General features: G+C 70.0%; 18 protein-coding genes. 17 read left to right on the top strand and 1 reads right to left on the bottom strand.

Features of this window, described 5'->3' with window-relative positions; all coding sequences use genetic code 11:
* The first annotated feature begins 95 nt into the window (after positions 1-95).
* The 4 genes from ABZ845_RS10900 (at position 96) to nusB (ending at position 3,506) form a co-directional block, all read left to right on the top strand.
* Positions 96-890 (top strand): AAA family ATPase, encoded by a 795-nt coding sequence (locus ABZ845_RS10900; RefSeq protein ID WP_360976125.1) that lies wholly within the window; start codon positions 96-98, stop codon positions 888-890.
* 409 nt (positions 891-1,299) lie between these two features.
* Positions 1,300-2,406, top strand: a complete 1,107-nt coding sequence (locus ABZ845_RS10895) for an aminopeptidase P family protein (RefSeq protein WP_360976123.1) — start codon at positions 1,300-1,302, stop codon at positions 2,404-2,406.
* A 96-nt stretch (positions 2,407-2,502) separates the two neighbouring features.
* Positions 2,503-3,069 (top strand): elongation factor P, encoded by a 567-nt coding sequence (efp, locus tag ABZ845_RS10890; RefSeq protein WP_360976120.1) that lies wholly within the window; start codon positions 2,503-2,505, stop codon positions 3,067-3,069.
* A 2-nt stretch (positions 3,070-3,071) separates the two neighbouring features.
* Complete coding sequence (nusB, locus tag ABZ845_RS10885; protein WP_360976117.1) at positions 3,072-3,506, top strand: transcription antitermination factor NusB; 435 nt, start codon at positions 3,072-3,074, stop codon at positions 3,504-3,506.
* A 236-nt stretch (positions 3,507-3,742) separates the two neighbouring features.
* Here the strand turns inward: nusB and bldD are convergent, their stop codons facing one another.
* On the bottom strand, positions 3,743-4,243 hold the full coding sequence (gene bldD, locus ABZ845_RS10880; protein ID WP_360976114.1) for a transcriptional regulator BldD: 501 nt from the start codon (positions 4,241-4,243) through the stop codon (positions 3,743-3,745).
* 265 nt (positions 4,244-4,508) lie between these two features.
* Here bldD and pyrR point away from each other — a divergent pair, with 265 nt between their 5' ends.
* The 13 genes from pyrR (at position 4,509) to metK (ending at position 18,855) form a co-directional block, all read left to right on the top strand.
* A complete protein-coding gene (gene pyrR, locus ABZ845_RS10875) occupies positions 4,509-5,081 on the top strand; it encodes a bifunctional pyr operon transcriptional regulator/uracil phosphoribosyltransferase PyrR (protein WP_360976111.1) in 573 nt (190 codons plus the stop codon).
* A gap of 101 nt (positions 5,082-5,182) precedes the next feature.
* Positions 5,183-6,163, top strand: coding sequence for an aspartate carbamoyltransferase catalytic subunit (locus ABZ845_RS10870; protein ID WP_360976108.1), 981 nt, complete (start codon positions 5,183-5,185; stop codon positions 6,161-6,163).
* 5 nt (positions 6,164-6,168) lie between these two features.
* Entirely contained in the window at positions 6,169-7,455 is a 1,287-nt protein-coding gene (locus ABZ845_RS10865) for a dihydroorotase (protein WP_360976105.1), read from the top strand.
* Positions 7,452-8,036 carry a hypothetical protein gene (locus ABZ845_RS10860; protein ID WP_360976102.1) on the top strand — a complete coding sequence of 195 codons (585 nt, stop codon included), beginning with the start codon at positions 7,452-7,454 and terminating at the stop codon, positions 8,034-8,036. The genes ABZ845_RS10865 and ABZ845_RS10860 overlap by 4 nt, the downstream gene beginning before the upstream one ends.
* Positions 8,033-9,175 (top strand): glutamine-hydrolyzing carbamoyl-phosphate synthase small subunit, encoded by a 1,143-nt coding sequence (carA, locus tag ABZ845_RS10855; RefSeq protein ID WP_360976099.1) that lies wholly within the window; start codon positions 8,033-8,035, stop codon positions 9,173-9,175. Before ABZ845_RS10860 ends, carA begins: the two co-directional genes overlap by 4 nt.
* Entirely contained in the window at positions 9,168-12,476 is a 3,309-nt protein-coding gene (gene carB / locus ABZ845_RS10850; protein ID WP_360976095.1) for a carbamoyl-phosphate synthase large subunit, read from the top strand. The genes carA and carB overlap by 8 nt, the downstream gene beginning before the upstream one ends.
* Before the next feature lie 54 nt (positions 12,477-12,530).
* Positions 12,531-13,637, top strand: coding sequence for a quinone-dependent dihydroorotate dehydrogenase (locus tag ABZ845_RS10845; protein WP_360976092.1), 1,107 nt, complete (start codon positions 12,531-12,533; stop codon positions 13,635-13,637).
* Positions 13,634-14,482, top strand: a complete 849-nt coding sequence (gene pyrF, locus ABZ845_RS10840; RefSeq protein ID WP_360976089.1) for an orotidine-5'-phosphate decarboxylase — start codon at positions 13,634-13,636, stop codon at positions 14,480-14,482. Before ABZ845_RS10845 ends, pyrF begins: the two co-directional genes overlap by 4 nt.
* Before the next feature lie 290 nt (positions 14,483-14,772).
* Positions 14,773-15,096 carry an integration host factor gene (locus ABZ845_RS10835; protein WP_360976086.1) on the top strand — a complete coding sequence of 108 codons (324 nt, stop codon included), beginning with the start codon at positions 14,773-14,775 and terminating at the stop codon, positions 15,094-15,096.
* Positions 15,097-15,133: 37 nt separating this feature from the next.
* The gene (gene gmk / locus ABZ845_RS10830; protein WP_360976083.1) at positions 15,134-15,691 is read left to right on the top strand and encodes a guanylate kinase; all 558 of its coding nucleotides are present in this window, start codon (positions 15,134-15,136) and stop codon (positions 15,689-15,691) included.
* A 51-nt stretch (positions 15,692-15,742) separates the two neighbouring features.
* Positions 15,743-16,015 (top strand): DNA-directed RNA polymerase subunit omega, encoded by a 273-nt coding sequence (gene rpoZ, locus ABZ845_RS10825; RefSeq protein ID WP_005319902.1) that lies wholly within the window; start codon positions 15,743-15,745, stop codon positions 16,013-16,015.
* 188 nt (positions 16,016-16,203) lie between these two features.
* Positions 16,204-17,406 (top strand): bifunctional phosphopantothenoylcysteine decarboxylase/phosphopantothenate--cysteine ligase CoaBC, encoded by a 1,203-nt coding sequence (gene coaBC, locus ABZ845_RS10820; RefSeq protein WP_360976080.1) that lies wholly within the window; start codon positions 16,204-16,206, stop codon positions 17,404-17,406.
* Between the two features lie 240 nt (positions 17,407-17,646).
* Entirely contained in the window at positions 17,647-18,855 is a 1,209-nt protein-coding gene (gene metK / locus ABZ845_RS10815; protein WP_360976077.1) for a methionine adenosyltransferase, read from the top strand.
* Positions 18,856-18,862: the final 7 nt, after the last annotated feature.

Here is an 18,862-nt window from a genome sequence, read left to right as displayed (position 1 = left end):
ACAACGGCGGCCGGGGACGGTACCGTTCGGGAGACACGACACGGTCGCGGCACCAGGCGCCTCGAGCACAGACAGACGAGACGGAGTGGCACCGGATGCAGCACGCAGTGGGAGGACCGCTGCCGCCGCCCCATCAGCCGGGGCATGGACCGGCGAGCCCCTGGTCGGCCGCACACCACCCGGTACCCCCCGGCGTACCGCACCCCCAGGTCCCGCCGCCCCACCCGCCCATGCCACCGGCGGCTGAGAGCACAGGTCATGTCCTCCTGCCACCCGGCGGTCCGGTCGGCATGCCCAGTGCCCCGCCCGCCCCGGGCACGCCCGACCCCTCGTCCGCCACACTCGCCGTGCTGCTCATCGGCCCGGCAGGCGCGGGCAAGACCAGCGTGGCCAAGTACTGGGCCGACCACCGCCGGGTCCCCACGGCCCACATCAGCCTGGACGACGTGCGCGAATGGGTGCGTTCGGGCTTCGCCGATCCGCAGTCGGGCTGGAACGACAACTCGGAGGCGCAGTACCGTCTCGCCCGTCGCACCTGCGGCTTCGCCGCCCGCAACTTCCTGGCCAACGGCATCTCGTGCATCCTGGACGACGCGGTCTTCCCGGACCGCCCGGTCGTCGGCCTCGGCGGCTGGAAGCGCCATGTGGGCCCAGGCCTGCTGCCGGTCGTGCTCCTCCCCGGCCTGGAGGTCGTCCTGGAGCGCAACGCGGAACGCACCGGCAACCGCCGCCTCACCGACGAGGAGGTAGCCCGTATCCACGGCCGCATGGCCGGCTGGTACGGCTCGGGCCTGCCGATCATCGACAACTCACAGCTGGACATACCCACCACAGCCCAAGCCCTGGACAAGGCCCTGTCCCACGCCTTGGCAACCCCCCTGACCTGGTAACCGAAAAGCTCCGACACCCCCGGCACAGACAGACAGGGGCGCGGGGAACTGCGCAAATCCCCACGACGCACGCGCGGCGGACGATGCACGGGCACGGCCCGCTAGGGGCGCGGGGAACTGCGCAAAATCCCACGACGCACCCGCGCCCGACGACGCACGGGCACGGCCCGCTGGGGGCGCGGGGAACTGCGCAAAATCCCACGACGCACCCGCGCCCGACGACGCACCGGCACGGCCCGCTAGGGGCGCGGGGAACTGCGCAAAAACCCACGACGCACCCGCGCCCGACGACCGGCACACACCCCGCACGAAGCGGCCCCCCACCCAGCCGCCGCGCGCCACAAATCCCCGGACGCCCGTCCGGCCCTCTGAACCAGCGACATCCGCCGGACACTCGTAGGCTCGGCTCATGTCAGAGGTGTACGCGGCCCGCCGTGAGCGACTGAGGGATCGCTGCAACGCGAGCGGCAGCGCATCCGCGCTGATCTCCCTCCCCGCCAACGTCCGCTATCTCGCGGGAGCCGCGCCCAAGGGCGCGGTGCTGCTGCTGGGCATCGACCAGGACGTCCTGGTGTGCGCGGGCCCCCCGGACGACGAGCTCGCGGACGGCCGCCCGGACGAGGCACTGCGGCTGCACGCGCTTCCGGTCCCCGCCGGCGACACCGCCGTCGCGGCGGCCGATCTGGCCGCCGGGCAGGGTGCGGACTCCCTCGCCGTCGAGGAGCACCACCTCACGGTGGCCCGCCACCGCGCGCTCCAGTCCGTCGCCCCCCGCCTGCGGCTCTCGGACCTCGGCAGCGCGGTCGAGCAGCTGAGGGTCGTCAAGGACGAGGAGGAGATCGCCCTCCTGCGGATCGGCGCGGAGATCGTCGACCAGGCCCTGAGCGAGCTGCTCGAATCGATCCTCGTGGGCCGTACCGAACGCCATCTCGCCCTCGAGCTGGAGCGCCGCCTCGTCGACCACGGTGCCGACGGTCCCGCCTTCATCACCTCCGTGGCCACCGGCCCCAATTCCGGCCGCCGCGGTCACCGACCCACCGACCGGAGGGTGGAGGAGGGCGACTTTCTCTCCGTCTGCCTGGGGGCCACCTACCGTGGCTACCGCTGTGAGATCGGCCGGACGTTCGTCATCGGCACCTCTCCCGCCGACTGGCAGATCGAGCTGTACGATCTTGTCTTCGCCGCTCAGCGCGCCGGACGGCAGGCGCTGATGCCCGGTGCCGCGTACCGGGACGTGGACCGCGCCGCCCGCCATGTGCTGGACTCGGCAGGGTACGGCGGAGGCCTCGCACCCCTCACCGGTCACGGCGTGGGGCTCGAAATCGACGAGGACCCGCAGTTGGCCCCCGCCGCCATGGGTAAACTGGACGCCTGCGTGCCGGTCACCGTCGAACCGGGGGTCCACCTCCCCGGCCGGGGCGGTGTCCGGATCGATGACACGCTCGTCGTGCGCCCCGAGGCGGACGGCGGACCCGAGCTACTCACCATCACGACCAAGGAGCTGCTCGCGCTCTAGGCGATCCCAGGGAAGTACAGGCACGCACCCGTCCTTCCCCGGCGCCGCTCGGCGCGTGCCCCGTGGTCGTACGTCAGTCCAGGAGATTCCGCAACCGTGGCTTCCACGAACGACCTCAAGAACGGCATGGTGCTCAAGCTCGAAGGCGGCCAGCTCTGGTCCGTCGTCGAGTTCCAGCACGTCAAGCCCGGCAAGGGCCCGGCCTTCGTGCGCACCAAGCTCAAGAACGTGCTCTCCGGCAAGGTCGTCGACAAGACGTTCAACGCCGGTGTCAAGGTCGAAACGGCCACCGTCGACAAGCGCGACATGCAGTTCTCGTACAAGGACGGCGACTACTTCGTCTTCATGGACATGGAGACGTACGACCAGCTGCACATCGACCCGAAGGCCGTCGGTGACTCCGCGAACTTCCTCATCGAGGGCTTCACCGCCGTCGTCGCCCAGCACGAGGGCGAGGTGCTCTTCGTCGAGCTTCCCGCCGCCGTCGAGCTGGTCATCGCCGAGACCGAGCCGGGCGTCCAGGGCGACCGCTCCACCGGCGGCACCAAGCCCGCCACGCTGGAGACCGGCCACCAGATCCAGGTCCCGCTCTTCATCACCACCGGTGAGAAGATCAAGGTCGACACCCGTACCAGCGACTACCTCGGCCGGGTGAACAGCTAACCGTGGCTGCCCGTAACACGGCCCGCAAGCGCGCCTTCCAGATCCTGTTCGAGGGGGACCAGCGCGGGGCAGACGTCCTCACGGTCCTCGGTGACTGGATCCGGCACTCGCGGAGCGACACCCGGCAGCCACCGGTGAGCGAGTACACGATGCAGCTGGTCGAGGGCTACGCGGAACACGCGCGGCGCATCGACGAGCTGATCGGGCAGTACGCGGTCGACTGGACGCTCGACCGGATGCCGGTGGTCGACCGCAACATCCTGCGCCTCGGCGCCTACGAGCTGATCTGGGTCGACGAGACTCCCGACGCCGTGGTGCTGGACGAGATGGTGCAGCTCGCCAAGGAGTTCTCCACGGACGAGTCGCCCTCGTTCGTCAACGGTCTGCTCGGCCGGCTCAAGGACCTCAAGCCGTCCCTGCGCCGCGACGAGGCCTGAGAGGCTCCGACAAGGCAAGACAGCCCACGGAATGCGCCGGAGGGGCCCACAGCACCACGCTGCGGGCCCCTCCGGCGCTTTCCCCGGGCCCGTCTGAGACCTGCTGCGACACCTCTGGACCAAACCCCTGCCCGAGGCGGTCCGAGACCCTCCAGGGCCCCTCACAACGCCGCCGGGGTGGCCCGGACCACACGGTCCCGGCCACCCCGGCGGCACGTTTCTGCAAGGCGGAGCGGTCAGCTCTCCTCGTGGGCTACGGCACGACGCGCGTCGGCGTCCAGCACGCCCCAGCTGATCAGCTGCTCGGTCAGGACCGAGGGCGACTGGTCGTAGATGACCGCGAGCGTGCGCAGGTCGTCCTGGCGGATCGACAGCACCTTGCCGTTGTAGTCGCCGCGCTGGGACTGGATCGTCGCCGCGTACCGCTGGAGAGGGCCTGCCTTCTCCGCCGGCACGTTGGCCAGACGCTCCAGGTCGAGGACCAGCTTCGGCGGCGGCTCGGCGGCGCCCCCGGGCGTGGTGCCGGGCAGCAGCTCCTGCACCGGGACCCCGTAGAAATCCGCCAGCTCGGCGAGACGCTGCACGGTGACGGCGCGGTCGCCGCGCTCGTACGAACCGACCACGACCGCCTTCCAGCGTCCCTGGGACTTCTCTTCCACACCGTGGAGGGAAAGGCCCTGCTGGGTGCGGATCGCCCGGAGCTTGGCCCCGAGCTGTTTGGCGTATTCGCTGGACATATAGCTCCCCGGACACGGTGTCGGCGTGCGGCACAGCCGCGCGGCTGGTGACTCACTGTGAGGTTACGCAGCGTGACTCTTTCCCGTCAAGCCGAATGGTCCGGACCGACCCTTCCGTGGTAGGCGGGCCCCGATGCCGCCATCCGGGTGATGGATGACGCCAGGGGGGTGAACGGGCGCGACCGGTGACCTGGTAGCGTGTATGGCGCAATTTCGACGTCCTTTAAGGTCCGTCCCGTGAGGCGGAGAAGGAGGTCCGTTTCGTATGGACACGCAGCATTCCGATGCCCGCCCAGTCCTCGAAGGCCCTGACATCGCGCGGGTGTTGACCCGCATCGCGCACGAGATCGTCGAGCGCGCCAGAGGAGCCGAGGACGTGGTCCTCCTCGGCATTCCGACGCGGGGTGTCTTCCTCGCCCGAAGGCTCGCCGACAAGCTGGAGCAGGTCACCGGCCGCACGATCCCGGTCGGCTCGCTCGACATCACCATGTACCGCGACGACCTGCGCATGCACCCGCCGCGTGCGCTGGCCCGCACCGAGATCCCCGGTGACGGCATCGACGGCCGCCTCGTCGTCCTCGTCGACGACGTGCTCTTCTCCGGCCGCACCATCCGTGCCGCCCTCGATGCCCTCAACGACATCGGGCGACCCCGCGCGGTGCAGCTCGCGGTCCTGGTCGACCGCGGCCACCGGGAACTCCCGATCCGCGCCGACTACGTCGGCAAGAACCTCCCCACGTCGCTGCGGGAGACGGTCAAGGTGCTGCTCGCCGAGGAGGACGGTCGCGACACCGTGCTGCTCGGTGTGAAGCAGGCCGCCCCGGGCGCGCAGCTGTAGCACTCCGGCGTACGTCATCCCCGTACGCCCCGCGAGTGCGCTCGCATACGCGCCTGTATGCCCGAATCCTCCCGATTGAACTGCCTTACGGAGCCTGAAAGATGCAGCGTCATCTCATCTCGGCCGCCGACCTCACCCGCGACGACGCCGTCCTGATCCTCGACACCGCCGAGGAGATGGCCCGGGTCGCGGACCGGCCGATCAAGAAGCTGCCGACCCTGCGCGGCCGCACCGTGGTCAACCTCTTCTTCGAGGACTCCACCCGTACCCGGATCTCCTTCGAGGCCGCCGAGAAGCGGCTGTCGGCAGACGTGATCAACTTCACCGCGAAGGGATCCAGCGTCTCCAAGGGGGAGTCCCTCAAGGACACCGCCCAGACCCTGGAGGCCATGGGAGTCGACGCCGTCGTCATCCGGCACGGCGCCTCCGGCGCCCCCTACCGGCTGGCCACCTCCGGCTGGATCGACGCCGCCGTCATCAACGCCGGGGACGGCACCCACCAGCACCCGACCCAGGCGCTGCTCGACGCCTTCACCATGCGCCGCCGCCTGATCGGGCCGGACGCCGGCCGGGGCCGCGACCTGGCCGGCAAACGCATCACCATCGTCGGCGACGTCCTGCACAGCCGGGTCGCCCGCTCCAACGTCGACCTGCTGCACACCCTCGGCGCCGAGGTCACCCTCGTCGCCCCGCCGACCCTGCTGCCGGTCGGCGTCGGCTCCTGGCCCTGCGAGGTCTCCTACGACCTCGACAGCACGCTGCCCAAGTCCGACGCGGTGATGATGCTGCGCGTCCAGCGCGAGCGCATGAACGCCGCGTTCTTCCCGACCGAGCGTGAGTACGCGCGCCGCTACGGGCTCGACGGCGACCGCATGGCGCGTATGCCCGAGGACGCCATAGTGATGCACCCCGGTCCTATGGTCCGCGGCATGGAGATCACCGCCGAGGTCGCCGACTCCGACCGCTGCACCGCCGTCGAACAGGTGAAGAACGGCGTGTCGATCCGCATGGCCGTCCTGTACCTGCTGCTCGGCGGGAACGAGCCCGCCCTCAGCTCCGCCCGTACCACCGAGGAGAAGTAACAACCATGAGCAAGATCCTGATCCGCGGTGCGCGGGTGCTCGGCGGCGACCCGCAGGACGTCCTGATCGACGGCGAGGTCATCGAGGCCGTGGGCACCGGGCTGTCCGCCGAGGGCGCCGAGGTGGTCGAGGCCGGGGGCAAGGTGCTCCTGCCGGGCCTCGTCGACCTGCACACCCACCTGCGTGAGCCCGGACGCGAGGACTCCGAGACGGTCCTCACCGGTACGCGCGCCGCCGCGAGCGGCGGCTACACGGCCGTGTTCGCCATGGCCAACACGTTCCCGGTCGCCGACACCGCCGGTGTGGTCGAGCAGGTCTACCGGCTCGGCAAGGAGCACGGCTACTGCGACGTGCAGCCCATCGGCGCCGTCACCGTGGGCCTCGAGGGCCGCAAGCTGGCCGAACTCGGCGCCATGCACGAGTCCGCGGCGGGCGTCACGGTCTTCTCCGACGACGGCAAGTGCGTGGACGACGCGGTGATCATGCGCCGCGCCCTGGAGTACGTGAAGGCGTTCGGGGGAGTGGTCGCCCAGCACGCGCAGGAGCCGCGGCTGACCGAGGGCGCCCAGATGAACGAGGGCGTCGTCTCCGCGGAGCTCGGCCTCGGCGGCTGGCCGGCGGTCGCCGAAGAGTCGGTCATCGCGCGCGACGTGCTGCTCGCCGAGCACGTCGGCTCCCGGGTGCACATCTGCCATCTGTCGACCGCCGGGTCCGTCGAGATCGTGCGCTGGGCCAAGTCCCGCGGCATCGACGTGACCGCCGAGGTCACCCCGCACCACCTCCTGCTCACCGACGAACTGGTGCGCTCCTACAACCCGGTCTACAAGGTCAACCCGCCGTTGCGCACCGAGCGCGACGTGAGGGCGCTGCGCGAGGCGCTCGCCGACGGCACGATCGACATCGTCGCCACCGACCACGCCCCGCACCCGCACGAGGACAAGGACTGCGAGTGGGCCGCCGCCGCCATGGGCATGGTCGGCCTGGAGACCGCGCTGTCCGTCGTCCAGGAGACGATGGTCGACACCGGGCTGCTCGACTGGGCGGGCGTCGCCGACCGTATGTCCGTCAAGCCCGCGATGATCGGCCGCGCCACCGGGCACGGCCGTCCCGTCTCGGCAGGCGAGCCCGCCAACCTCACGCTCGTCGACACGGCATACCGTGGGCCCGTGGACCCCGCGGGCTTCGCCTCGCGCAGCCGCAACACTCCGTACGAGGGCCGTGAGCTGCCGGGCCGTATCACCCACACGTGGCTCCGGGGCAAGGCCACGCTCGTCGACGGGAAGCTCACGTGACACCTCTGAACCTTCCGGCTGCCGCACACGGAGCCGTACTCGCCGCCGGAGAGAAGTCGGCCCCGGTGACCGACTGGTCCGCCCGTATCGGCTGGCTCGTGGGACTCCTGCTGTTCGTCGCGCTCGTCTACTGGCTGATGCGCGAGGGCTGGAAATGGCGAGGCACCCTCCAGAGCGACCTGCCCGAGCTGCCGAGCGCGCCGACGGAGCCCGGCGAGGCGAGACTGACGATGAGCGGCCGCTACCACGGCTCCACCACCGCGGGGCAGTGGCTGGACCGCATCGTGGCGCACGGCCTGGGAACCCGCAGCAGGGTGGAGCTCACGCTCACCGACGCCGGACTGGACGTCGTACGCCCCGGGGCGAGCGACTTCTTCATCCCCGCGGCGCGGCTGCGCGAGGCCCGGCTCGACAAGGGCATCGCGGGGAAGGTCCTCACCGAGGGCGGCCTGCTGATCGTCACCTGGGAGCTGGGCGACAAGCTGATCGACTCCGGGTTCCGCTCCGACCGCGCGGCCGAGCACAACGCATGGGTCGACACCCTGAACCAGATGATCAACACAACGGAAGGCGCACGATGACGACCTCCACCAAGGGGGCCTCCAGGGTTCCCGCAGTACTCGTCCTGGAGGACGGCCGGATCTTCCGCGGCCGTGCCTACGGGGCCGTGGGGGTGACCTTCGGCGAAGCCGTGTTCTCCACCGGGATGACCGGCTACCAGGAGACCCTCACCGACCCGTCGTACCACCGCCAGGTCGTCGTGATGACCGCCCCCCACGTCGGCAACACCGGCGTCAACGACGAGGACCCCGAGTCGAAGCGGATCTGGGTCGCGGGTTACGTCGTACGCGACCCCGCGCGCGTGCCCTCCAACTGGCGGGCCAAGCGCTCGCTGGACGAGGAGCTGCGCCACCAGGGCGTCGTCGGCATCAGCGGCATCGACACCCGGGCGCTCACCCGCCATCTGCGCGAGGGCGGCGCCATGCGCGTCGGCATCTTCTCGGGCAACGCGCTCCCCGACGAGGGCACCATGCTCGCCGAGGTGCGCCAGGCCCCCGAGATGAAGGGCGCGGACCTCTCCGCCGAGGTCGCCACCGAGCGGACGTACGTGGTCCCCGCGATCGGTGAGAAGAAGTTCACCGTCGCCGCGATCGACCTCGGCATCAAGGGCATGACCCCGCACCGCATGGCCGAGCGCGGCATCGAGGTGCACGTACTGCCCGCCACGGCGAGCGCCGACGACGTGTACGCGGTGAACCCGGACGGTGTCTTCTTCTCCAACGGCCCGGGCGACCCGGCCACCGCCGACCACCCGGTCTCCGTCATGCGGGGCGTCCTGGAGCGCGGGACGCCCCTGTTCGGGATCTGCTTCGGCAACCAGATCCTGGGCCGCGCACTCGGCTTCGGCACCTACAAGCTGAAGTACGGCCACCGCGGCATCAACCAGCCCGTGCAGGACCGTACGACCGGCAAGGTCGAGGTCACCGCGCACAACCACGGCTTCGCCGTCGACGCTCCGCTCGACACGGTGTCCGACACCCCCTACGGCCGCGCCGAGGTCTCCCACGTCTGCCTCAACGACAACGTGGTGGAGGGCCTCCAGCTGCTGGACCGGCCGGCCTTCAGCGTCCAGTACCACCCCGAAGCGGCAGCGGGCCCCCACGACGCCGCCTACCTGTTCGACCGCTTCGTCTCCCTGATGGAGGGCCAGCGTGCCTAAGCGCACCGATATCCAGTCCGTCCTGGTGATCGGCTCCGGTCCGATCGTCATCGGCCAGGCCGCCGAGTTCGACTACTCCGGCACCCAGGCATGCCGGGTCCTTCGGTCCGAGGGACTCAGGGTCGTCCTGGTCAACTCCAATCCCGCCACGATCATGACCGACCCCGAGATCGCCGACGCGACGTACGTGGAGCCGATCACCCCGGAGTTCGTCGAGAAGATCATCGCCAAGGAGCGGCCGGACGCGCTGCTGCCCACCCTGGGCGGCCAGACGGCCCTCAACACGGCGATCTCCCTGCACGGCAACGGCGTCCTGGAGAAGTACGGCGTCGAGCTGATCGGCGCCAACGTGGAGGCGATCCACAAGGGCGAGGACCGCGACCTCTTCAAGGAGGTCGTGGCGGAGGTCCGCCGCAAGACCGGGCACGGAGAGTCCGCCCGGTCCGTGATCTGCCACTCCATGGACGACGTGCTCGCCGGAGTCGAGACGCTCGGCGGCTACCCGGTCGTCGTCCGTCCCTCCTTCACCATGGGCGGCGCCGGATCCGGCTTCGCCCACGACGAGGAGGAACTGCGCCGCATCGCGGGCCAGGGACTGACCCTCTCGCCGACCACCGAGGTGCTCCTGGAGGAGTCCATCCTCGGCTGGAAGGAGTACGAGCTGGAGCTGATGCGCGACAAGCACGACAACGTCGTGGTCGTCTGCTCCATCGAGAACTTCGACCCCATGGGCGTGCACACCGGCGACTCGATCACCGTCGCCCCGGCGATGACGCTGACCGACCGCGAGTACCAGGTGCTGCGCGACATCGGCATCGCCGTCATCCGCGAGGTCGGCGTCGACACCGGCGGCTGCAACATCCAGTTCGCGGTGAACCCCGAGGACGGCCGTGTGATCGTCATCGAGATGAACCCGCGCGTGTCGCGCTCGTCCGCCCTGGCCTCGAAGGCGACCGGCTTCCCGATCGCTAAGATCGCGGCCAAGCTGGCCGTCGGCTACACGCTCGATGAGATCCCGAACGACATCACGCAGGAGACCCCCGCCTCCTTCGAGCCGACGCTCGACTATGTGGTGGTCAAGGCGCCGCGGTTCGCGTTCGAGAAGTTCCCGTCCGCCGACAGCACACTCACCACGACCATGAAGTCGGTCGGTGAGGCCATGGCGATCGGCCGCAACTTCACCGAGGCGTTCCAGAAGGCGCTGCGCTCGCTGGAGAAGAAGGGCAGCCAGTTCACCTTCGTCGGCGAGCCGGGCGACAAGTCCACCCTGCTCGAAGAGGCGGTGCGCCCGACCGACGGCCGTGTCAACACCGTCATGCAGGCCATCCGCGCGGGCGCCACGCCCGAGGAGGTCTTCGAGTTCACGAAGATCGACCCGTGGTTCGTGGACCAGCTTTTCCTGATCAAGGAGATCGCGGACGAGCTGGCCGGGGCCGAGCGCCTGGACGCCGGACTGCTCGCCGAGGCCAAGCGGCACGGCTTCTCCGACCAGCAGATCGCCGAGATCCGCGGACTGCGCGAGGACGTCGTTCGCGAGGTGCGCCACGCGCTGGGCGTACGCCCGGTCTACAAGACGGTCGACACCTGCGCCGCCGAGTTCGCCGCGAAGACGCCGTACTTCTACTCCTCCTACGACGAGGAGACCGAGGTCGCCGCCCGGACCAAGCCGGCCGTCATCATCCTGGGCTCGGGACCCAACCGGATCGGCCAGGGCATCGAGTTCGACTACTCCTGTGTCCACGCCTCCTTCGCGCTCAGCGACGCGGGCTACGAGACCGTGATGGTCAACTGCAACCCCGAGACCGTCTCCACCGACTACGACACCTCCGACCGCCTCTACTTCGAGCCGCTCACGCTCGAGGACGTGCTGGAGATCGTCCACGCCGAGCAGCAGGCCGGACCGGTCGCGGGCGTCGTGGTCCAGCTCGGAGGCCAGACCCCGCTCGGCCTGTCCCAGGCGCTCAAGGACAACGGTGTGCCGATCGTGGGCACCTCCCCGGAGGCGATCCACGCAGCCGAGGACCGCGGAGCGTTCGGACGGGTGCTGGCCGAGGCGGGTCTGCCCGCGCCCAAGCACGGCACCGCGACGACCTTCGCCGAGGCCAAGGCGATCGCCGACGAGATCGGCTACCCGGTCCTCGTGCGGCCCTCGTACGTGCTCGGCGGGCGCGGCATGGAGATCGTCTACGACGAGACGCGGCTGTCCTCCTACATCGCCGAGTCCACCGAGATCAGCCCCTCGCGGCCGGTGCTCGTGGACCGGTTCCTCGACGACGCGATCGAAATCGACGTCGACGCGCTCTACGACGGCACCGAGCTCTACCTCGGCGGCGTCATGGAACACATCGAGGAAGCCGGCATCCACTCCGGCGACTCGGCCTGCGCCCTGCCCCCGATCACGCTCGGCGGGCACGACATCAAGCGGCTGCGCGCCTCCACCGAGGCCATCGCGCGCGGTGTCGGCGTGCGCGGTCTGATCAACATCCAGTTCGCGATGGCGGGCGACATCCTCTACGTCCTGGAGGCCAACCCGCGCGCTTCCCGGACCGTCCCCTTCACCTCGAAGGCGACCGCGGTCCCGCTGGCGAAGGCGGCCGCCCGGATCTCGCTGGGCGCGACCATCGCCGAACTGCGCGCCGAGGGGCTGCTGCCCGCGCACGGCGACGGCGGTGAACTGCCCTTCGACGCGCCGATCTCCGTGAAGGAGGCCGTGATGCCGTGGTCGCGCTTCCGCGACATCCACGGACGCGGCGTGGACACGGTCCTCGGCCCGGAGATGCGCTCCACCGGCGAGGTCATGGGCATCGACTCCGTCTTCGGCACCGCCTACGCCAAGTCGCAGGCGGGGGCGTACGGACCGCTGCCGACCAAGGGACGAGCCTTCATCTCGGTGGCCAACCGGGACAAACGCTCGATGATCTTCCCGGCGCGTGAACTGGTCGCCCACGGCTTCGAGCTGCTCGCCACCTCGGGCACCGCCGAGGTCCTCAAGCGCAACGGCATCCACGCCACGATCGTGCGCAAGCAGTCCGAGGGCACCGGCCCGAACGGTGAGCGGACCATCGTCCAGCTGATCCACGACGGCGAGGTCGACCTGATCGTCAACACCCCGTACGGCACCGGCGGCCGGCTCGACGGCTACGAGATCCGCACGGCGGCCGTGGCACGCGGCGTGCCGTGCCTGACGACGGTCCAGGCCCTCGCCGCGGCCGTCCAGGGCATCGACGCCCTCAACCACGGCGACGTAGGAGTGCGTTCGCTCCAGGAACACGCCGAACACCTGACCGCGGCCCGCGACTAGCAGCCCCGAGGGGGACACCGGAAACGGTGTCCCCCTCTTTGTGAGGACACTGAGATGTACAAGATTTTCTTCCGTCTGGTCTTCCAGCGGATGGACCCGGAGCAGGCACACCACCTCGCCTTCCGGTGGATCCGCCTCGCCGCCCGCGTCCCCGTGCTGCGCACCTTCGTCGCGGCCGCCCTCGCGCCGCGCCACAAGGAACTGCGCACGGAGGCGTTCGGGCTGCGGATGCACGGCCCCTTCGGGCTCGCGGCGGGCTTCGACAAGAACGCGGTCGCGATCGACGGGATGTCGATGCTGGGCTTCGACCACGTCGAGATCGGCACGGTGACCGGTGAGCCGCAGCCCGGCAACCCGAAGAAGCGGCTGTTCCGCCTTGTCGCGGACCGCGCGCTGATCAACCGCATGGGTTTCAACAACGACGGCTCCCTGGCGGTGGCGGCCCGTCTCGCGTCGCGCAGCCCGGTCTTCAGGACGACCGTCGGCGTCAACATCGGCAAGACCAAGGTCGTACCGGAGGCCGAGGCCGTCGCCGACTACGTGAAGTCGGCCGAGCGGCTCGCGCCCCACGCCGACTACCTGGTGGTCAACGTCTCCTCCCCGAACACACCGGGCCTGCGCAATCTCCAGGCGACCGAGGCGCTGCGCCCCCTGCTGAGCGCGGTGCGCGAGGCCGCCGACCGTACGGTCACGGCCCGCCGCGTGCCGCTGCTGGTGAAGATCGCCCCCGACCTCGCCGACGAGGACGTGGACGCCGTCGCGGACCTCGCCGTGGAACTCGGCCTCGACGGGATCATCGCCACGAACACCACCATCGCGCGCGACGGACTCGGCCTGAAGTCCGACCCCGCCCTCGTCAAGGAGACCGGCGGCCTGTCGGGCGCTCCGCTCAAGGAGCGCTCCCTGGAGGTGCTGCGCCGCCTCTACGCGCGCGTGGGCGACCGCATCACCCTCGTGGGCGTCGGCGGCATCGAGACCGCGGAGGACGCCTGGCAGCGCATCCTGGCCGGCGCCACGCTCGTGCAGGGCTACAGCGCGTTCATCTACGAGGGGCCATTCTGGGGCCGCGCCATCCACAAGGGCCTCGCGGCGCGCCTGCGCACCAGCCCGTACGCCACCCTCGCCGACGCGGTCGGCGCCGATGTGAGGAAGTCCGCATGACCCTGGAACTGGAACCCTTCGGTGCCCGGCTCCGTCGCGCCATGAACGACCGCGGCCCGCTGTGCGTCGGCATCGACCCGCACGCCTCCCTGCTCGCCGCCTGGGGCCTGAACGACGACGTCGCGGGCCTGGAGCGGTTCAGCCGCACCGTGGTGGAGGCCGTGGCCGGGCGGGTCGCCGTCCTCAAGCCGCAGAGCGCCTTCTTCGAGCGCTTCGGGTCGCGCGGCCTCGCCGTCCTGGAGAAGACGGTCGAGGAGGCGCGGGCGGCCGGAGCACTCGTGGTCATGGACGCCAAGCGCGGCGACATCGGCTCCACCATGGCCGCCTACGCCGAGTCCTTCCTGCGCAAGGACTCCCCGCTGTTCTCCGACGCGCTCACCGTCTCCCCGTACCTCGGCTACGGGTCGCTGAAGCCTGCCGTGGACCTCGCGCGGGAGAGTGGCGCCGGGCTCTTCGTGCTCGCCCTGACCTCGAACCCGGAGGGCGGCGAGGTGCAGCACGCGGTGCGGCCCGACGGCCGGAACGTGGGGGCGACGATGCTCGACCACCTCGCGGCCGAGAACGCGGGCCAGGAGCCCCTCGGCTCCTTCGGGGCGGTCGTGGGCGCCACGCTCGGCGATCTGTCGTCGTACGACCTCGACATCAACGGTCCTCTGCTCGCGCCCGGTATCGGAGCCCAGGGGGCCACTCCGGCCGATCTTCCCGGGGTCTTCGGGACGGCGGTGCGCAATGTGGTGCCGAACGTCAGCCGGGGCGTGCTGCGTCACGGTCCCGATGTCGTCGCGCTCCGTGACGCCGCGGAACGCTTCGCGGAGGAGATCCGGACCGCCGTGGCGGGCCATTGAGCCTTGCGCGGGCAGCGTCCGAGTCCTGCGAAGAGTCCCGCGACATGGGTCTCCGGGGCGGCCTGAGTCTGAATACAGCCTCAAATCCGGGGCAATATGTCCAAAAAGTCCGGCTCAGCGGAGGCTGACCAGGACTTTTCCGCTGTTCTCGCTGACTCAGGCGCACTTGACCGCTAGTCTCCGACGAGAGTCCACGGGCGAGCGTGTTGTTCGTGGCTCCCCAGGTGTGGGGCGACTAGGTTCCTCACCGGTCCGTATCCGATCAGTTCGACATCCGAGGTGACGTAGGCGTGGCTCTTCCGCCCCTTACCCCTGAACAGCGCGCAGCCGCGCTCGAAAAGGCCGCCGCGGCTCGCCGGGAGCGGGCCGAGGTCAAGAATCGACTCAAGCACTCCGGCGCCTCCCTGCACGAGGTCATCAAGCAGGGCCAGGAGAACGACGTCATCGGCAAGATGAAGGTCTCCGCCCTCCTCGAGTCCCTGCCGGGCGTCGGCAAGGTCCGCGCCAAGCAGATCATGGAGCGGCTCGGCATCTCCGAGAGCCGCCGTGTGCGTGGCCTCGGTACCAACCAGATCGCCTCCTTGGAGCGCGAGTTCGGTGGCACCGCCGGCTGAGTCCTGGGGACTCCGGGATTGCTGGAATAATCGCTGCATGAGTGAACGTCCGCGGCTGACCGTGCTCTCCGGCCCCTCCGGGGTCGGTAAGAGCACGGTCGTCGCTCATATGCGCAAGGAACACCCCGAGGTCTGGCTCTCGGTGTCGGCGACGACCCGCAAGCCCCGTCCCGGTGAGCAGCACGGAGTCCACTACTTCTTCGTCACCGACGATGAGATGGACAAGCTGATCGCCAACAGCGAGCTCCTCGAATGGGCCGAGTTCGCCGGCAATCGGTACGGCACGCCGCGGGCCGCGGTGCTGGAACACCTGGAGTCGGGTGTGCCGGTGCTGCTCGAGATCGACCTCCAGGGCGCCCGGCAGGTCCGTGAGTCCATGTCCGAGGCCGCGCTCGTGTTCCTGGCTCCCCCCTCCTGGGAGGAGCTCGTGCGCAGGCTCACCGGGCGGGGCACCGAGCCGCCCGAGGTGATCGAGCGCCGTCTGGAGGCGGCGAAGACCGAGCTGGCGGCCGAGCCCGAGTTCGATGAGACCCTGGTGAACACCTCGGTCGAGGATGTGGCCCGCGAGCTGCTAGCCTTGATGAACGTTGTGTGATCAGGGTTGTGTGATCAGGTCTGATCTTTCCCATCTTTCGGAAGGTAGAGCGTGTCCTCTTCCATCACCGCGCCCGAGGGCATCATCAACCCGCCGATCGACGAGCTCCTCGAGGCCACGGACTCGAAGTACAGCCTCGTGATCTACGCGGCCAAGCGTGCCCGCCAGATCAACGCGTACTACTCGCAGCTCGGCGAGGGCCTCCTCGAGTACGTCGGTCCTCTCGTCGACACCCACGTCCACGAGAAGCCGCTCTCGATCGCCCTGCGCGAGATCAACGCGGGCCTGCTGACCTCCGAGGCCATCGAGGGCCCGGCGCAGTAAGTGCGACGCGGAGCGTCAGTGGAGTAAGTCATATCTGCGGACCGCAGGTGGTTTTGTCCATAGGCCCGACAGCCCGGCTGTCGGGCCTGTGGTCTGCTTTGAGGGCGGGGCCGTCCCCGCGGTGATGCAGCATGGATGGCGTACGCCGACGAGCCGCGGCGTACGGATGTCGAGTGCGGGGAGGCCCGGTGGGCAAGCCGAAGGTCGTTCTGGGTGTCAGCGGCGGGATCGCCGCCTACAAGGCGTGTGAGCTGCTGCGCAGACTCAGCGAGTCCGGACACGACGTCCGCGTGGTGCCGACCGCCTCCGCGCTGCACTTCGTGGGCGCCGCCACTTGGTCCGCCCTCTCCGGCAACCCCGTCTCCACCGAGGTCTGGGACGACGTCCACGAGGTCCCGCACGTGCGCATCGGCCAGCAGGCCGACCTGGTGGTCGTGGCCCCGGCGACGGCCGACACGCTCGCCAAGGCGGCGCACGGACTCGCCGACGACCTCCTGACCAACACGCTCCTGACCGCCCGCTGCCCGGTCGTCTTCGCCCCGGCGATGCACACGGAGATGTGGGAGCACCCGGCCACCCAGGAGAACGTGGCGACTCTCAGACGCCGTGGCGCACTGGTGATCGAACCGGCCGTCGGCCGGCTGACCGGCGTCGACACCGGCAAGGGCCGGCTGCCCGACCCGGCCGAGATCTTCGAGGTCTGCCGCAGGGTGCTGGCCCGGGGCGTGAGAGAGCCCGACCTCGTCGGACGCCATGTCGTGGTCAGCGCGGGCGGCACCCGCGAGCCCCTCGACCCCGTTCGCTTCCTCGGCAACCGCTCCTCCGGCAAGCAGGGCTACGCCCTCGCCCGCACCGCCGCCGCCAGAGGCGCGCGGGTGACCCTGATCGCCGCGAACACGGGTCTGCCCGACCCGGCCGGAGTGGACGTGGTCCAGGTCGGCACCGCCGTCCAGCTGCGCGAGGCGGTGCTCAAGGCGGCCGCGGACGCGGATGCCGTGGTGATGGCGGCGGCGGTCGCGGACTTCCGCCCGGCGGTCTATGCCTCGGGGAAGATCAAGAAGAAGGACGGCCAGGACCCCGAGCCCATCGTCCTGGTCAGAAATCCAGACATTCTCGCGGAGGTCTCGGCCGACCGTGCCCGGCCCGGCCAGGTGGTCGTCGGCTTCGCCGCGGAGACGGACGACGTGCTGGCCAACGGCCGCGCCAAGCTGGAGCGCAAAGGGTGCGACCTGCTCGTGGTGAACGAGGTGGGGGAGCGCAAGACGTTCGGCTCCGAGGAGAACGAGGCGGTCGTGCTGGGCGCCGACGGGGGCGAGACCGCCGTGCCCCACGGTCCGAAGGAGGCACTGGCCGAAACCGTGTGGGATCTGGTCGCCCGCCGTCTGGCCTGAAACTTGTCTTCGCCCGGGGAAGTGCGCATGGCGTGGACATTCACGCGTGGCGACCCTGGAAAAGAGCGTGTGCCATTGGGCAGAATGCCCGTGCCGCAGGTCACAGCGCTCTCGCGAAGCGAGACGCCTGGACCGGTGGCCGAGCGCGACCGATAAACTGTTTCTCGGACGACGGCGGGCGCAGCCCCCGTCCCGTCCGCCCATGATCAGCCAGCAGCCGCTGCAACCACAGGGAGCGTTGTGTCCCGTCGCCTGTTCACCTCGGAGTCCGTGACCGAGGGTCATCCCGACAAGATCGCTGACCAGATCAGCGACACCATTCTCGACGCGCTTCTGCGCGAAGACCCGACGTCCCGCGTCGCCGTCGAGACGCTGATCACCACCGGCCTGGTGCACGTGGCCGGAGAGGTCACGACCAAGACCTACGCGGACATCGCGACCCTCGTCCGCAACAAGATCCTCGAGATCGGCTACGACTCCTCGAAGAAGGGATTCGACGGCGCGTCCTGCGGAGTGTCGGTCTCGATCGGCGCCCAGTCCCCGGACATCGCGCAGGGCGTGGACACGGCCTACGAGTCCCGGGTCGAGGGTGACGAGGACGAGCTCGACCGCCAGGGCGCCGGTGACCAGGGCCTGATGTTCGGCTACGCCTCCGACGAGACGCCGACGCTGATGCCGCTGCCGATCTTCCTGGCGCACCGCCTGTCGAAGCGCCTGTCCGACGTCCGCAAGAACGGCACGATCCCCTACCTGCGCCCTGACGGGAAGACCCAGGTCACCATCGAGTACGACGGCGACAAGGCGGTCCGCCTGGACACCGTCGTCGTCTCCTCGCAGCACGCGAGCGACATCGACCTGGAGTCCCTGCTGTCGCCCGACATCCGCGAGTTCGTGGTCGAGCCGGAGCTCAAGGCGCTGCTGGACGAGGGCATCAAGCTGGAGACCGACGGCTACCGCCTCCTGGTCAACCCGACCGGCCGCTTCGAGATCGGCGGCCCGATGGGCGACGCCGGCCTGACCGGCCGCAAGATCATCATCGACACGTACGGCGGTATGGCCCGCCACGGCGGCGGTGCCTTCTCCGGCAAGGACCCGTCCAAGGTGGACCGCTCGGCCGCGTACGCGATGCGCTGGGTCGCGAAGAACGTGGTCGCCGCGGGCCTCGCCTCGCGGTGCGAGGTCCAGATCGCGTACGCGATCGGCAAGGCCGAGCCGGTCGGTCTGTTCGTGGAGACCTTCGGCACCAACAAGGTCGAGACCGAGAAGATCGAGAAGGCGATCGACCAGGTCTTCGACCTCCGTCCGGCCGCGATCATCCGCGACCTCGACCTGCTGCGCCCGATCTACGCCCAGACCGCGGCCTACGGCCACTTCGGCCGCGAGCTTCCCGACTTCACCTGGGAGCGCACGGACCGCGTGGACGCGCTGCGCGAGGCGGTCGGGCTGTAGGCCCTTC

The sequence above is a fragment of the Streptomyces sp. NPDC047022 genome, assembly GCF_040644155.1.
In the GTDB taxonomy this organism is placed as follows: domain Bacteria; phylum Actinomycetota; class Actinomycetes; order Streptomycetales; family Streptomycetaceae; genus Streptomyces.
The sequence above is the reverse complement of the archived record's forward strand: the minus strand, read 5'-3'. Positions and strand labels throughout refer to the sequence as shown.

Bases quoted from the DNA above. Each gene is read 5' to 3' on its own strand.
- pyrF (WP_360976089.1), top strand. From the start codon at position 13,634: ATGACCCTGGAACTGGAACCCTTCGGTGCCCGGCTCCGTCGCGCCATG.
- ABZ845_RS10870 (WP_360976108.1), top strand. From the start codon at position 5,183: ATGCAGCGTCATCTCATCTCGGCCGCCGACCTCACCCGCGACGACGCC.
- pyrR (WP_360976111.1), top strand. From the start codon at position 4,509: ATGGACACGCAGCATTCCGATGCCCGCCCAGTCCTCGAAGGCCCTGAC.
- ABZ845_RS10900 (WP_360976125.1), top strand. From the start codon at position 96: ATGCAGCACGCAGTGGGAGGACCGCTGCCGCCGCCCCATCAGCCGGGG.
- bldD (WP_360976114.1), bottom strand. From the start codon at position 4,243: ATGTCCAGCGAATACGCCAAACAGCTCGGGGCCAAGCTCCGGGCGATC.
- ABZ845_RS10895 (WP_360976123.1), top strand. From the start codon at position 1,300: ATGTCAGAGGTGTACGCGGCCCGCCGTGAGCGACTGAGGGATCGCTGC.
- carA (WP_360976099.1), top strand. From the start codon at position 8,033: ATGACGACCTCCACCAAGGGGGCCTCCAGGGTTCCCGCAGTACTCGTC.
- ABZ845_RS10865 (WP_360976105.1), top strand. From the start codon at position 6,169: ATGAGCAAGATCCTGATCCGCGGTGCGCGGGTGCTCGGCGGCGACCCG.
- ABZ845_RS10845 (WP_360976092.1), top strand. From the start codon at position 12,531: ATGTACAAGATTTTCTTCCGTCTGGTCTTCCAGCGGATGGACCCGGAG.
- gmk (WP_360976083.1), top strand. From the start codon at position 15,134: ATGAGTGAACGTCCGCGGCTGACCGTGCTCTCCGGCCCCTCCGGGGTC.